The sequence below is a fragment of the Vibrio sp. R78045 genome (assembly GCF_042466085.1).
Taxonomy (GTDB): Bacteria; Pseudomonadota; Gammaproteobacteria; order Enterobacterales; family Vibrionaceae; genus Vibrio; species Vibrio cyclitrophicus.
This window is the reverse complement of sequence record NZ_JAXHBS010000003.1, coordinates 1-13,125: the sequence shown is the minus strand read 5'-3', so window position 1 is coordinate 13,125 and position 13,125 is coordinate 1. Positions and strand designations below refer to the sequence as shown.

Genomic DNA, 13,125 nt, shown 5'->3' with positions numbered 1-13,125 from the left:
GCTACTCCCCTCCATGGTTAGGTAAATGGCTAGGTAAACGGCTGGGTAATAGGTATCCTGCCAGGGGCCCTAGCGTGACAATAAAGGCCGTCGCTTGGGCGGTGGGTGAGTCTGCGCTCCCGATTTCAGGATGGGAAAAACTCACCGCGCATCGCAGTGCAAAGCAGCGGGGACTGAGGGTGACGCGTCGTGGGTCGAGCGTTTCACGCTTTGATGCCTTATTGGTTAGGCTCACAGCCGTCACCACCTGTTCGCCCAATTGCCAAGCCGCAATGGGTTTGGCATTCACTTGCCACTGACTGAACGCGCTCAGGCTAATGTCATGAGGCAGTCCCATCGGCGCTCGTACCACGCCAGGTAAAGGCTCAATGGCGTGCGATGGACTGTAAAGACTTTGCATGGCATAACGCACCAACAGGGCTTGAGGCGCCATCTTCAATTGTGAACGATGTGACTCGTTTGCAACGCTACTCAAGTTATTACCCTCTTCCTCACCACCCGGTAAAACAATGTCAATCTGCGGCGGGGTAACCACGCCCGCTTTGGCGCTGACATCGAGCATTAAGCGCAATCCATCACTCAGGCGCATCACTTGAAGGCGAGTTGAATCAAAAGGCTCAGTAGCCGTGAGGTAAAGTCGCCCTGCCAGTGAGGTCATGGACAGATAAGGTGTTAAGTGCGCCGGTTGCGCGACGCGCACATCACTGCCCAGCGTTAAAATGGTCTCTTGGCCTGGCGTGAGCACCACTTGCAGCGGGACGCCCTGCCACTCCATGGCGCGAGGCGTACTGGCCTGAGCATGAATGTGAGTCATCAGACTCAGAAACAGTGTCAGCCACAGTCCCCCACTTCTTTTCATCATTGTTCGCATCATTGCTCTTTCTCCTGCGCTTCATTGAATTGAATTTCTCTTGCTGGGCCATCAAAACAATCAATGGCGAGCTTCCAAGGGTTGCGCTCAGCGTCAATGTCGTAACGCACAATGCGCAGTGGCCAGCGAATGAAGTTATGTTTGACTAACGTGCCATCCACGTACTCTTTGAGCTCTAAATCGGCTTGTACCGTCCAGCTGTCTCGGCTGTGCGTGGTGACGCGCCAATCTGAAAAGCCGTAACCGGGAATGGGCGCGAGACTGCGCTCTCGCCCCGACAACTCCCCTGTGCGCCGTTTGTTTTGAAAGTCTTGTGTTAAGACCTTTTTGCAGCTGGGCGTCAGGTAATCGGTGTAACGATGCAGGTTCTCGCTGTATTGCTGATTGCCATCGCTGGGCCATCGGTTAATCAGTCCAAATAGATTGACGGCAAAGTCATACACATTGGGCTTAGGCACTTCCCACCACGGGCGTGATGAGCCTGAGCTTAAATCGGGCGGCGTATGCACCGTGATGTCTTGACCGGCTTGATACCAGCCCCAAGTGGTAACCAGCGCAAGAGTGCTCATCATGGCGAGCGCGCCGCGTAGCGAGCGGATGTGACTGTCTCGCCCGGCCAGTGAGGCGCGAAATCGACTTTTTGGTGGTTGACTCATATTCTCTCCTTATCAGCCGAGGCGTTTGCAGGCAAAGCGGCGCGCATCAACGTGATAGCGCTCAGGGTGAAACCAGCGCTCAAAGCGTTTGCTGGCGTAATGTTGGCAATGGTGCGTTTTGATGCGGCTGAGCTTTCGCATGAGACTCTTTGGCAGTGCAAAAGCGCCGAGCGCCCCGAGCAGTAAAGCGGTAAATAAAATGAGCGGCGCGCCAAACGCCGCATACAGTGCTAATCCCAGCAATCCAGTGAGGCTCATGCACACAAGGACCAGCAGCCCCATCTCCCCCATCGACAGACCTTTATAAAACGGCGGCATGACGTTCAGTGTTGAAGCGCAGCGCATTACACGCCCTCCAAAATATCAAGGCCGTAGTTGAGCCCCCATACCGACAACAGCAAAAGCACGGCGCCAATCACGCCGTCACTGAGCAGGTCTTTTTTGGTGGCTTGTTTCTCTTTGATTTTGCTAAATACGTCCCAAATGTGCCCCAGGAAATAGACAAAGCAGAAGGCAATGAAAATGCCGCCACCGTAAAGCAAGATGTCGTAGGCATAGGCGTAAATGAGCTCTAAGATGTTGTCACTGCCGCCCTGAGACGGGGTATTGTTAGTGGGGATGTCCGCCATCGCGCTCAGGCTGTGCAGCCAGGCGGCAAAAAAAAGAAAAAACGATCGAAGTTGGATCATGTTGCGACTCCGTAATATAAAAACCATTGAAGGATGAGAAAGATAAACACGGCGCGAAAGACCAAGCGGCGAAACACCTCTTTGGTCACTTTTTTGTTTTTCATGCCGCGAAAGCCGCTCCAGAACACCCACAGCATCCAGAGCATCAGCATGGCGCTGGTGAGTCCGGCCAACACCAAAGCTAATGTATTGGCCTCAAATCCGGCGCCATGCTCGAAGGCTAAAAGGGGATCATTCATGAGGCGCGTCCATGAGGTAGTCGCCGCCCAGCGGGGTGACTGGCTTTGGCGCGCTACGCTCAGGGTGTAAATAGGCATCGATGCCTGCTTGAAGGGTGCGGATATCTAGGCGCAGCGCATCGTAATCAAACTGACGTGCGGCGCGATAATCGGCTTCGCGCTCAGCGCGTGTGATGAGGTAGTCGAGGGTGCCCAGCTGTGAAGAGACTAAAGCCAGCTCTCGCTGCTCGGTATCGACGTCGGCATACAGGTTAGGACTGAGCACGCTCAGACAGAATAAAAGTGGCCATTTCACGGTGTTGACTCCTAATTAGAAAGACGTCAACACGCTAGCAAAAAGGCAATAGAAAAATCTCAATTAGAATTGTCAAAATAAAGTATTTCTAATTGAGATTATTTGATTTAATTAGGGTATAATTTTAAAAGTTCTTATCTATACCTCTGCGTGATGCTCCGTTCTTATAAATACTTCTTATAGCTCGCCACACTGGTGCGAACCAGTAACCCTGTTATGCCTGCTGCAGGCAACAACACTAAGGTCGGAGGTAGGGGCCAAATCCCAGGAATGAACAGCCATAAGTAACCGGCCCCGATCATGGTCATAGAGACAGCTCGTCGCGCGTAGTAATGGGTGGTCTCGGTTTCACGTCCGACAAAGGCGGTGCGCCGCTGACGAGAGATCAGCCCATCGAAGGCCCCAAGAAAGCTGGCCAGTAAGAACAAAGGCCAACTTAAAAAAAGCATCGCGACGCGAACAAACAGCGCAAGGGTGACATACACCACGCCGTGCCAATACACGTTCGCGAAAGCCAATGCCCCATCAAACTCAATACTGAGCAGTGTCTCGATGCGTTGACTCAGCGCATTCACCAATCCCATCACCTTCGCCGCCAGATGCGGCTGATCGATTTGCAGCAAAGTGATGTGCTCAACCAACACGGTTTTGGCGTGTTGCCCCGTCACTTGCCCCCAAAGTGGCGCGAACCATTCGATCAGTATTAATAGTACCCATATCCAGAAAAGATGCCCCAGTGCCACAAAAGGTAGGCCATACCAAGGCGTCGGCTCCTCGCGCTTTACGGGTGGGTTTGGTGTTTTTTCTGCCACAAGGCCTCCTGGGTTTTATTGCACTTCATGAATAGGCGACTTTGGTTCATCTTCATCGAGCCCAAGGTAGGCATTATTCATCCAGCTGTTGAACTGCTCGGTGTCGTGCAGCCAGTCGTGCGTACTTTTGACCGATTGGCTTTTTTGGAGCATCCCATCGACTAAGGCTTGGATATCCTCTGGCAGTTCGAGGTCGCCTTCATTGCCCGGCAATGGAAAGCGAAGCTTCCAAATCTTAGCGCCTTCGAGCTCAGCGTAGGCTTGGCCAATAGGTAGGTTGGTGATGTCGTTATCGTTGACCAGCAGCACCTCTTTATTTTGCAGTGTGTCTTTATTGCTTGAATGAAAGCCGGTCTGACTGCCCGGTGCATCACTGGCGCCCGTATCGGGCACAATGTCTTTGATGGTGACGGTTGCCATGCGGGAGGTAAGGATTTGCGCGGTCTTTTGCTCGCGAACCCGAAGGCATATTAAGCTATTGAAGTTACCTTTGGTTTGCGCCGCTTTTGCGGGCGAGCCTAAGCGCGCTTCAATATCGGATTCGGTTTGCGTGTAGGCGGTGACCACAAATTTAGCCCCGCGCGCTTTGTTGAGGATAGGAATGAACTCATCGCCAATCAGCTCATTAAATTCATCGGCGTGTATCATGATGTTGCGCGGCTTGACCTTGGCAAAGCCGGGCGCGTTACCAAACTTATAAATCTCCCCCGCCAGCGAACATAGGTCGGCAAACATGGAGTTACCGAACGCAGCGGCCACCGTGGTATCAGAAAGCGCATCCAACCCCACATACACCACGCCCCCTTGCATGATGACCTCGCGCCAATCGATGATGGGTCGCTCATCATCGGGCGTATGCACCGGTGAGATGATTTCAGCGGTCTTACCGGTGCCGAGCTTTTCGAGCAAGGGCAGTAAGGAGGCCACAATTTTATCAAAATAGGTTTTGTCATACTGGATGGCGCTTCGAAGTCCGGCCAGCACATCGTCTGCAGCGGGGTGTGCGCCAAAATACATTTCAAGGGCGACCACGCGAGCGCTTCGCCCCTGCAGGTGACGCGGTGTGTTTTTTTCGTTGACGTTACTTTCCAGCGCGGTCACCAATTCCGCCGCTTTTGGGTGGTAAGACGGCAGCTTTTTCACGCAGTAATCGACATAGAGCTCATCAATGGCGGTCACGTAGCGCTGAATGGCCGCCATATCAGGCTTTTTGCCAAGTGCGTCCAGCGCTCTGGCAATGATGTTGACAAATCGCCACGCAAACTGTTTGAATGCGGCGCTGTTGCCGCCGCCGTCGAGCTGGCCGGAAACGCGGGTGGCCACTTCAGTAATGCGGCCAAAGCGCCCTACCGGTGAGTAGCGGCCACTTTGGTCTGAATACCCTAAGTGCAAGATATAAAACTCATCGAGGCGCCCCGCTCGTAGGCATTCGATGTACATGCGAAGCAGCATATCGGCGTCCCCTTTGGGGTCAAACATCAACACCACATCGCCACGACGGATATCTTGCGTCACCAAAAGCTCCGCTAGGCGCGTTTTACCGACCCCGGTTGTACCCAGCACTAAGGTGTGCCCCGCCCTCGCGCTGCTTGGCAGCAAGCAATCGATTTCTTCATCGAGCCCGATGCCGTGCATTCGAGAATCGCCCCCCACCGGTGGTAGCGGTTTTACTGGGTTCATGGCACTAAGAAAGGCATTGATGATGCCCCAGCCTTTACCCGCTCTGGCTATTACACGTTTCCCAGACCAAAAGCGCTCTATCCATTTCCCTTCGTATTTGGCTTCCATGGCGCGTGCAAAGCGGTAGAGTTTAGACGGCGTGACGTAACGCTCTGCCCAGATTTGACGAGTGTCATAAAGGCGCTGAGCATGGCGAGGCAGGACTAAAAAGCCTTTCCCGAGAAAGAGTTTGTTTTGATACACCGGCATGTCATCGGAGTTCATCGCCCAATAGGGCATACGAAGCAACCGCTTGCGATACCCGAGCACGGAGAGCCCCTGCTTAAGACGAATTAGCGCGCACAAGCCAAGGAAAAAACCGGCCGGGTGCGCGAACACGGGTGACAGCATGAACACTTGCGGGGCGATGACCACCACGATGGCGGCCATGCTAAACATAGCTGCGCTCAGCAGTTCATCGGCAGGACGAAGCAGGCCTTCGGCGTAACCGCTCATTGTAAGGTCTCATCGTCTAGCGTCATCCCCCACTCTCGCTGCCAGGCGCAGCGCTCTTCGAGGATTTCAATGCGGCGCTTGACTTGATGCGTCACTTTGTCTTTATTACTTCTCTTTTTAGCCGGCGGCAGCTCAAGGCGCTTTGGAGGTAAGCAGCGCTGGGCAAAGGGGTTGTCACTGTTAATGCTCATCATCGTCTCCTTGAGGTTTTAATAGCATCATTAAAGCGCGCTCAGGACTTACGTTGTGTGCCTGGCTTTGCTGGGCGAGCGCCAGAATCACCGGCGTCAGCGCCGCGCTTTCCAGAACTTGATGGGTGGTTTTAATCGCGTGTTGAATATCCGAATAAGATAAAGCGTGCGTAGGCATAAGCGCTGTCCTCATTAAAAGTCGTGAATGTGATTATTGCTTGAGCTCGCCGCGCTCGATGAGTACCGGATAGTGGCGAAGACCAAAAGCGGCGGCAAAGTCACGGCCTGCCACGGGGTAAAGCGTTAAGTTATAGCGTTTGAATCGCTGCCACCCCGCCTTCGTCTGCACATTGACGACCATCCCCATGGCGCCAATGCTCGCTAGATAGTCCTGCTTAGCACTGAGCCAGCGATGAGATACAGCGTCATCCCCAACGATAAACAAAGGCGTGCTCACACTTTGATTGAGCGTGCGGCGCTCCACCTTGCCAGGGGTTAATTGTGGCGTGCTCACCGGCACCATGCCTTGCAATAAATCCGTGGCAGACAAGGCATGACTGCTGAGAAGGAAGAGTAGAGTAATGAGTGTTAATCGGCGATTCATGACGAGGGACTCCATTGTTGTAAGTGACGGGCAAAGGTGGCTTCATAGCGCCGAGCCGGCTCGCCTCCACCGGGCCTGTGAAAATATCCGGCCGCTTTTACCCAACTGCCGTGTTTGCGCATGCCTTCATTAAGCAAGACGGCCGCGTGATTGAGGTTCACCGTAGGGTCGAAGACCTCACACGGGCGGTTAAAGTGGTCTTTTTGCCAGCGCCAGTTTTGCTGTGTGAGGCCAATGTCAACCATCTGTGTGTGTTTCAAAAAGCCATGCAGCGCCTGGCACGCTTCAGGGTACGTCGCGTAGAAATAGGATTGACCTTTGACATTAAGCGTCCAAGGCCAAGGGCGAACTGCGCCGCTTTGCAACTGGGTTTTGCTTTCACCGAGCGCCAAGGAGTATAGGACGCTCGCAGGAATACCGTGCTGAGCGGCGACCTTCTGATACAACGGCGGAATGGCCGCCTGAGCGCTGAAACACCACAAGCTCATCATTAAGGCAACGCCACGACCGACCATTGGCCTCCCCCTTGATCTGAAATGGCCACGGGCACAGGTTTGCCTTTAGCTAGGGTCATCCATAAGGCGCGCGTGTCGTGATTTAAGGTGATCCACTGTTTCTCGACATCGCTGTGGCGAACCCCAGCCACTGAGGCCCAAGCTTGCAGCTCAGTGTTATTCCCCCCGAGCATATACACATCAACAGCCACGCCATGAGAACGCCATTGCTTGAGCGCATCGACGCAGGTATCGCATCCCGCCCGCACAAACAGGGCGACGCGCTCTGGCAATCGTGGCCCTATCGGCTTCAAGTTAGGATAGAGCCGCGCCCACGCTGCGCGATACGCTACATCCAGCGCTAACAAGCCATCGGTACGCTCTTTATCAAACGCCACCAAACGCTCAGCCAAACGCGCACGTTCAGTGTTACTGCGCGCAAACTGAGCTAAGACCTCTAGGGGGCTTGCCTCTTGCATGTCATAGGTGAGTGGGCTTTGCATTAATTGCTCATAGCGCGCCCAATCCGCTTGACTCAGTTGCCAATATTGAGCGTCTTGCGAGACGCTCAGCGAGCGTGATTGGTTATGTTCAATGGCGGTTTGTGATGCCTGATTGCGCGTAAGTTCTGTTGCCCCTACCGCGACAATTGGCAAGAACGCGCACATTACCCATAAAATGAAAACCTTCATCTTTACCCCTCCCCGACCGTTAACGTTGTACGTTGGCCTTTATAAAGCGCCTCGATGTGCTGATCGTTGACGGCGGTGATTTTCCAGCCGAGATAATGTTGACCTACTTGAAGGGCGGATAACTCTGCCAGTGTGCTGGCACCAGGCTTACCGACAATCGCCAGTTGGGTATGGCCCCGCGTTTGAACATCAAATAAAACAAAAGGCGCCGTAATGGTCGGCGCCTTTACCGTGGGCTTAACGACAGGTTTGGCACGTACGGGGGTCGCACGTTTTGTTGTGGATTGACGAGAGAGGCGTTGAAGTTTTGTTTCCAATACTTCCAGCTTTTTGCTGTCTAAGCCCAACTCATCCAAACGAGCGCCTTGATTGGATTGAGTGTTGATGAGCTCGGTGATTTCACCCTGTTGCGCATCGAGGCGCTGGGTTAAGTCATCAAGGGTGAATTGAAGAGCGTCTAGCGCTTCAATGCGCGCTTGACGTTCCTTGTCGCGGCTTTCATTCATCGCCAATGCCAAACTTTGATGAAGCACGTCCAATCGCGAGTCAAAGCTCTCCTGTTGAACAGGTGAGAAAACCTGCTGATAGGCGAACAGGCAAGCGGCGCTTAATATTAGGCTCCACAGGCTAAACAGTAGCCCTCTAAGTAACGTTTTGAGAGTGAATTTCACACCTCGCTCCTACGGTTGTCAGTGATGGGACGACCGTAGCAAAAACACCTTAGAAAAATCTCGATTAGAATTACCAAAATAAAGAAATTCTAATTGAGATTATTTAAATAAAATATGCTACCCTACGCGGCTTTTAAAATATACAGAACACCTATCTTCTATTATGCTCGCCCTTTTCTGGTAAACTCTTGTTTTAATTGAACCGATAAATGACTGTATGAGCCGAAACCTGAAACACTATCAAGCCCTTGATGCACTCGCGACCCACGCACTGCTCGCCCTCTATTGCACCATGAGCAAGCAAGGTGGGTTCTGGACAGTGAAAAGAAGAAATGAACGACTCGTGAAATTCATCAAACCAAAAGTCAAACAGCCTCAGTTCTCAACGTGTAAACCTGAAATCAAAACCATGCTCAGCATTGGCCGCAGTCCAACTGGCAACTTAGAGCGCAAGCTTTGGGATGTGAACCGTCTGAATCTTGAGTACCAGGCTAAATTTTCACAAGCGGATGAACTCTACATCATGCTGAGTGGTCTATTTGAACAGCATCAATTCCCCTCGATGCTGGAAGACATAGAAAAAGACCTCGAAAGGGATACGCTCTATATGAAAGAGAAAGGCATTGAGAATGGGTTTGATGAAGACAATAACCAAATCAAGCCGCTAGCGATGACGGTGAAAACTCATCGATTAAAAGCGCTTATTGAAGCGGTGCAAGCCAATGGCCTTTATCGCGTGGAAGTGGACCATGTAGATGAGCACGAAGTGATTCATCTTTTGTTGCATCGAAAGGGATAAGCGTTGTGGGTTGAGACCGACTAGGGCTTAGTTTTGCCTTGGGTGTATTGGTGCGGAACCAAATGTCGGGTTCGTCTACATAAAGGTACGTAATGCGACATAGAGTTTTCTGTAAGGTATTGGACTTACTGCCTTTTTCTTATATTCATTACCCCCCGCTTTGTCATGTGATTTATTCAGCCTTTTTCGGGGGTAGAATTCCGAGTGTATCTTTGAGCTTTTCTTCTGAAAAATCGTATTCACCTAGCATATTGATATGGGCCCAGGACATCGGCGAATGTGCCGATATCTGCCGCAGTAAATTTTCTTTGGTCTCAGTGTCTGGTGCCTTTTCAACCTGGCGCGCAAGGTACAAATAATTCCAACATATGATGCTATTTTTGATCAAACGATTACAGGCCTCAGCAATTTCCTGCTCTTCCTTTTCTGTCTGGGCGAATTCACGAGGACTTCCGACAGCGACGGCGCGCGTGAATCGATTGGCCAGTTCGACTTTGTTGAGTTGCTTTTCAATGGCTTGTCGTAGCGCTAAATCGTCTACGTAGCGCAGTATAAACAGAGACTTAATGATTTGCCCAAAGGCTTTCATCGTTTGGTAGAGAGCATGCTGACGGGAGTAGGAGTTCAGTCGGCGGAAGATGTCGGACGCTGTGTTCTCCTTGAGCTTGATGGTCGTCACCAAGCGTAAAAAATCATCCCAGTTTTCGACAATAACCGTTTCATTGACCGTTTTATCCGGCCGGATAACCCAGTGTTCCGCACCTTGGGTTCTGGGCTTGAAGCCATAGAGGGCTTGTTGTCCAACCCCTTTGATGCGAGGTGCAAACGAAAAACCCAACATATGGGTAAGGCCAAAGATCGCTTCGGTGTAACCGTGGGTATCTGTGGAATGGATATCACTTTTAACTACATCATTGTGCATCAACCCATCGATTACAAAGGCGCTTTCTCGATCGGCGGCGCTGATCATTAGGGAATGCCAGAGGAAATTACGTTCATCAGCGAAAGTATAAGCACTGACGCCCTGTCCTTGTCCGAAGTATTTGAATGACCGGCTGGCGTACAGGCTGTCGCCACGTACTTCGAATTTTTGCCCATCGCTAGCGGTGTGCAGTTTATCTTGGGTCTGTCTATACAAATTGGGTAATTCCATTGCGTCCATAGCTTTGACGACAGCGTCATTGGCCGCTCTGATATTGTCCAAGGAGAACCGCCAATTCACGGTGTGATCCAACTCATTTTCGGTGACGCTGGACGATATCCGTGCCATTTTTCGAACACCAATCCCACAACCTAATCCCATGATCCCTGCCAAAAGGGCGGGGTGAGATGGAGCTTGCCCCACATGGGTTTGCTGCCAATGTTCAAAGGTTCGCAGCATGCCACAGTGATTATTGACGGTTTCCAAGACCTGCGCGAGTGGTACATCGTGCCGCTGAGGAAAGAGAGCACCCAAGGGATCATCTTCACTGGCATCCATGGCTGGAGTGGCGATGTGGAATGCCCCATCCTTGCGAGGCTTTAAATATGGATTGGTGGCTGCGTTATTGTTGGTCGTCTCATATTGTCTAGATAAAATGCTTTTCATCAGTGCCAACACAGATTTAGGATCAGATAACTCCTCCAAATCGGCTCGCTCTAAAAGGAGGGACCTGTCCTTTTTCCACCTTTCTTTGCCGATCAGGTAGGTATCCATCGGACGATATTTATAAGATTCCTCCACATTCAGGTCGCCAGATTTTATGGCCGTGGTAATAGCTTGGAACAAAAACACCTTGTACAGAGATATCCGGAACGTACCATCGTCACGGATAAGCACAGCCCGTTGTTCTGCATCAAGAAAATCCACAGGTGCTTGAACAGCGGACATCTCTCTATCTGATCTGAAATGATCAACCGCTTTTTGTAAGGGGTTAACACGTGTGGTTGGCATAAAAGATAAAGCACGCAACACAGGGCTGAGACGGTTTTGCAGCTTCAGCGAACGTGTCTCTAAGATGTCGTACCAACTGCTATTGTAGACCGTATCCGCCAACTCACCTTTGAGTTGGTCAAAACCTTCAGTTTTACTGTGAGCCAGAAGCTTTTCAATTGCCTCGATTTTGTTCGTATCCGATAGACTATCCGCCGCCATGACGCTTCGAATATTGCGCAAAACACTAAAAACAGAAACATCTAGGCTGTCAACAATAGATGTGATCTGACGCTGCTGGTTTTTTCGGCTTTGTGCAAGTGTTTCCTGATATTCACGGGCAGCGGTAGATTTGAAAGAAGCCATGATACTGAGCCACAAATCAATCATATTGTCCTGACACCTATAAAACTGGTGCACGATAAAGGCAGTGGCATGCAAGTGTCGATCGGCTTGGCTTCTTTGGTGCAGTTGGAACATCCGGGATTTGAGGACGCTACCCGCAAAATATCGAATACCAGAGGTGCCAAGTTCTAGTTGTGTCAGGGTCCACTCTAACTGGCGATAGAGGTCAGACAAGGTTTCAAAATCAGCCACGGCCTCTTTGATCTTAGTGGGTTTCGTGGACTGTGACAGTTTCTTGAGGAGAGTTAGACGATATCGATTTTGACCTTCCGATGCAGTGAAAAGGCCGTCCAGAAGATTACGGGCATCATCTGGCAAATACAGTTCTATAAGCGAGACCAACTCTGTTTTGCGTTTCTGTAATCCCACCCTGATTAAATCACTCAACCTATAGGCTGATGGAAGTTGTACACGCTGCTGGTTCAGAAAATCTACGCAACGATCAAAGATCAATTTGGGCTTCAGATGCATCCGGGCCATCGTTACTATCTCAGTGACCAATTTTTCGCAGGCTTCATCATCAAAAGTAGTAAAACCATAGAAATCCAAAATAGGTTTCTGGTGACGCTGGCGTGTCCGATCTGGGTACTGGAGGTGCGTTGGGGGCGAATGACCAAGCTGGTTGGCAATATAGGCTATATCACGTTCTAAAAAAACGGCAGCTCCAAAGAATCGCCGTGTAGCACGAAAATATCCGCAACTTACCAAAAAACCGATCTGATGATCTGTATTGCGCATAGTCGTAGCAATTTCTAACAGTGACTTGGGGAAATCAAAGAACTTTTTGCGGTCACGATGATCGAACAAAGGCGGATTGTCGAAAAGTTCGTGTTCATTGGCTGTGAGGATACGCATTCTTGCCATAGATGACCTTAATATCTAATGTCCGAAAAGGAACGATTGCGGACAGGGTTTCAAAGCCTGTCCGAAAATTACCTTGAAATACTATAGGACATAGCTATAGTTACGTACACCCATTTCGTAATTAATTGCCTTATGTCTAGAACCTTTGCTTACGCCCGCGTCTCTACGGTCGACCAGACGCCCGAAAATCAGATCCAAGAAATCAAAGCCGCGGGCTTTTCCATTGAGCCATACCGTATCATCACAGAGGCAATCTCAGGCTCCATGGCTATCGCGCAGAGAGAAGGTTTTTCCAAACTTCTGGATAGAATGGAGAAAGGGGATGTACTTATTGTCACAAAACTTGACCGGCTAGGTCGTAACGCCATCGATGTCAGCACTACAGTTGCAAAGCTTGAAGAAGTAGGTATTCGAGTTCATTGTCTCGCTCTTGGTGGCGTCGATCTCACCAGTTCCGCCGGAAAGATGACAATGAACGTCATCAATGCCGTCGCACAGTTCGAACGTGATCTATTGATCGAACGCACACAATCTGGCCTCGCCCGTGCCAAAGCAGAAGGTAAGCCATTAGGGCGGCCATCTGTTTTATCTGCGGCTCAACAAGAGGAAGTGAAAGAAAGAATAAAAAACGGAGTGGCAATCTCAGCCATCGCACGTGAATTCGAAACCAGCAGACAAACAATCATGCGAGTTAGAGCTCGGCCATAATCCTATGTCGCATTACGTACCTTTATGCAGATGGACCCAATGTCCGTC

Annotated in this window: 17 protein-coding genes; 2 read left to right on the top strand and 15 right to left on the bottom strand. The window is 50.8% G+C overall.

The genetic code is table 11. The features are described 5' to 3' along the window. Position 1: 1 nt before the first annotated feature. From SJY39_RS00120 to SJY39_RS00055, 14 genes are all read right to left on the bottom strand, one after another. Complete coding sequence (locus SJY39_RS00120; RefSeq protein ID WP_390240587.1) at positions 2–874, bottom strand: TIGR03749 family integrating conjugative element protein; 873 nt, start codon at positions 872–874, stop codon at positions 2–4. Continuing rightward, positions 871–1,527, bottom strand: a complete 657-nt coding sequence (locus SJY39_RS00115; RefSeq protein WP_017108822.1) for a PFL_4703 family integrating conjugative element protein — start codon at positions 1,525–1,527, stop codon at positions 871–873. The genes SJY39_RS00120 and SJY39_RS00115 overlap by 4 nt, the downstream gene beginning before the upstream one ends. 12 nt (positions 1,528–1,539) lie before the next feature. After that, complete coding sequence (locus SJY39_RS00110) at positions 1,540–1,872, bottom strand: hypothetical protein (protein ID WP_390240585.1); 333 nt, start codon at positions 1,870–1,872, stop codon at positions 1,540–1,542. Beyond that, a complete protein-coding gene (locus SJY39_RS00105) occupies positions 1,872–2,216 on the bottom strand; it encodes a TIGR03745 family integrating conjugative element membrane protein (RefSeq protein ID WP_057620591.1) in 345 nt (114 codons plus the stop codon). Before SJY39_RS00105 ends, SJY39_RS00110 begins: the two co-directional genes overlap by 1 nt. After that, positions 2,213–2,455 carry a TIGR03758 family integrating conjugative element protein gene (locus tag SJY39_RS00100; protein WP_055318460.1) on the bottom strand — a complete coding sequence of 81 codons (243 nt, stop codon included), beginning with the start codon at positions 2,453–2,455 and terminating at the stop codon, positions 2,213–2,215. The genes SJY39_RS00105 and SJY39_RS00100 overlap by 4 nt, the downstream gene beginning before the upstream one ends. After that, entirely contained in the window at positions 2,448–2,750 is a 303-nt protein-coding gene (locus SJY39_RS00095) for an RAQPRD family integrative conjugative element protein (RefSeq protein ID WP_390240582.1), read from the bottom strand. The genes SJY39_RS00100 and SJY39_RS00095 overlap by 8 nt, the downstream gene beginning before the upstream one ends. A gap of 164 nt (positions 2,751–2,914) precedes the next feature. Beyond that, positions 2,915–3,562 carry a DUF4400 domain-containing protein gene (locus SJY39_RS00090; protein WP_390240580.1) on the bottom strand — a complete coding sequence of 216 codons (648 nt, stop codon included), beginning with the start codon at positions 3,560–3,562 and terminating at the stop codon, positions 2,915–2,917. A gap of 15 nt (positions 3,563–3,577) precedes the next feature. Beyond that, positions 3,578–5,737, bottom strand: a complete 2,160-nt coding sequence (gene traD / locus SJY39_RS00085) for a type IV conjugative transfer system coupling protein TraD (protein ID WP_390240578.1) — start codon at positions 5,735–5,737, stop codon at positions 3,578–3,580. Next, positions 5,734–5,931 carry a hypothetical protein gene (locus SJY39_RS00080; protein ID WP_390240576.1) on the bottom strand — a complete coding sequence of 66 codons (198 nt, stop codon included), beginning with the start codon at positions 5,929–5,931 and terminating at the stop codon, positions 5,734–5,736. The genes traD and SJY39_RS00080 overlap by 4 nt, the downstream gene beginning before the upstream one ends. Beyond that, on the bottom strand, positions 5,918–6,106 hold the full coding sequence (locus tag SJY39_RS00075) for a hypothetical protein (protein WP_136987433.1): 189 nt from the start codon (positions 6,104–6,106) through the stop codon (positions 5,918–5,920). Before SJY39_RS00075 ends, SJY39_RS00080 begins: the two co-directional genes overlap by 14 nt. 33 nt (positions 6,107–6,139) lie before the next feature. Further along, positions 6,140–6,532, bottom strand: a complete 393-nt coding sequence (locus SJY39_RS00070; protein WP_390240573.1) for an integrating conjugative element protein — start codon at positions 6,530–6,532, stop codon at positions 6,140–6,142. After that, complete coding sequence (locus tag SJY39_RS00065; RefSeq protein WP_390240572.1) at positions 6,529–7,047, bottom strand: hypothetical protein; 519 nt, start codon at positions 7,045–7,047, stop codon at positions 6,529–6,531. Before SJY39_RS00065 ends, SJY39_RS00070 begins: the two co-directional genes overlap by 4 nt. Beyond that, on the bottom strand, positions 7,023–7,682 hold the full coding sequence (locus SJY39_RS00060; RefSeq protein ID WP_390240570.1) for a TIGR03759 family integrating conjugative element protein: 660 nt from the start codon (positions 7,680–7,682) through the stop codon (positions 7,023–7,025). The genes SJY39_RS00065 and SJY39_RS00060 overlap by 25 nt, the downstream gene beginning before the upstream one ends. A 38-nt stretch (positions 7,683–7,720) precedes the next feature. Further along, positions 7,721–8,389, bottom strand: a complete 669-nt coding sequence (locus SJY39_RS00055) for a hypothetical protein (RefSeq protein WP_390240568.1) — start codon at positions 8,387–8,389, stop codon at positions 7,721–7,723. A gap of 217 nt (positions 8,390–8,606) precedes the next feature. Here SJY39_RS00055 and SJY39_RS00050 point away from each other — a divergent pair, with 217 nt between their 5' ends. Continuing rightward, entirely contained in the window at positions 8,607–9,188 is a 582-nt protein-coding gene (locus tag SJY39_RS00050; protein ID WP_390240566.1) for a DUF2913 family protein, read from the top strand. Between the two features lie 172 nt (positions 9,189–9,360). Here SJY39_RS00050 and SJY39_RS00045 read toward each other — a convergent pair whose 3' ends face one another. Then, positions 9,361–12,369: a Tn3 family transposase gene (locus SJY39_RS00045; RefSeq protein WP_390240564.1), complete on the bottom strand. Its 3,009-nt coding sequence runs from the start codon at positions 12,367–12,369 to the stop codon at positions 9,361–9,363. Positions 12,370–12,501: 132 nt separating this feature from the next. Between SJY39_RS00045 and SJY39_RS00040 the strand changes: the two genes are divergently transcribed. Beyond that, positions 12,502–13,077: a recombinase family protein gene (locus SJY39_RS00040; RefSeq protein ID WP_390240562.1), complete on the top strand. Its 576-nt coding sequence runs from the start codon at positions 12,502–12,504 to the stop codon at positions 13,075–13,077. Positions 13,078–13,125 lie beyond the last annotated feature (48 nt).

Coding starts and splice junctions, on each gene's coding strand:
- SJY39_RS00045 (WP_390240564.1), bottom strand. CDS start 12,369: ATGGCAAGAATGCGTATCCTCACAGCCAATGAACACGAACTTTTCGAC.
- SJY39_RS00115 (WP_017108822.1), bottom strand. CDS start 1,527: ATGAGTCAACCACCAAAAAGTCGATTTCGCGCCTCACTGGCCGGGCGA.
- SJY39_RS00040 (WP_390240562.1), top strand. CDS start 12,502: ATGTCTAGAACCTTTGCTTACGCCCGCGTCTCTACGGTCGACCAGACG.
- SJY39_RS00075 (WP_136987433.1), bottom strand. CDS start 6,106: ATGCCTACGCACGCTTTATCTTATTCGGATATTCAACACGCGATTAAA.
- SJY39_RS00100 (WP_055318460.1), bottom strand. CDS start 2,455: ATGAATGATCCCCTTTTAGCCTTCGAGCATGGCGCCGGATTTGAGGCC.
- SJY39_RS00120 (WP_390240587.1), bottom strand. CDS start 874: ATGATGCGAACAATGATGAAAAGAAGTGGGGGACTGTGGCTGACACTG.
- SJY39_RS00050 (WP_390240566.1), top strand. CDS start 8,607: ATGAGCCGAAACCTGAAACACTATCAAGCCCTTGATGCACTCGCGACC.
- SJY39_RS00110 (WP_390240585.1), bottom strand. CDS start 1,872: ATGCGCTGCGCTTCAACACTGAACGTCATGCCGCCGTTTTATAAAGGT.
- SJY39_RS00070 (WP_390240573.1), bottom strand. CDS start 6,532: ATGAATCGCCGATTAACACTCATTACTCTACTCTTCCTTCTCAGCAGT.
- SJY39_RS00065 (WP_390240572.1), bottom strand. CDS start 7,047: ATGGTCGGTCGTGGCGTTGCCTTAATGATGAGCTTGTGGTGTTTCAGC.
- traD (WP_390240578.1), bottom strand. CDS start 5,737: ATGAGCGGTTACGCCGAAGGCCTGCTTCGTCCTGCCGATGAACTGCTG.
- SJY39_RS00080 (WP_390240576.1), bottom strand. CDS start 5,931: ATGATGAGCATTAACAGTGACAACCCCTTTGCCCAGCGCTGCTTACCT.
- SJY39_RS00105 (WP_057620591.1), bottom strand. CDS start 2,216: ATGATCCAACTTCGATCGTTTTTTCTTTTTTTTGCCGCCTGGCTGCAC.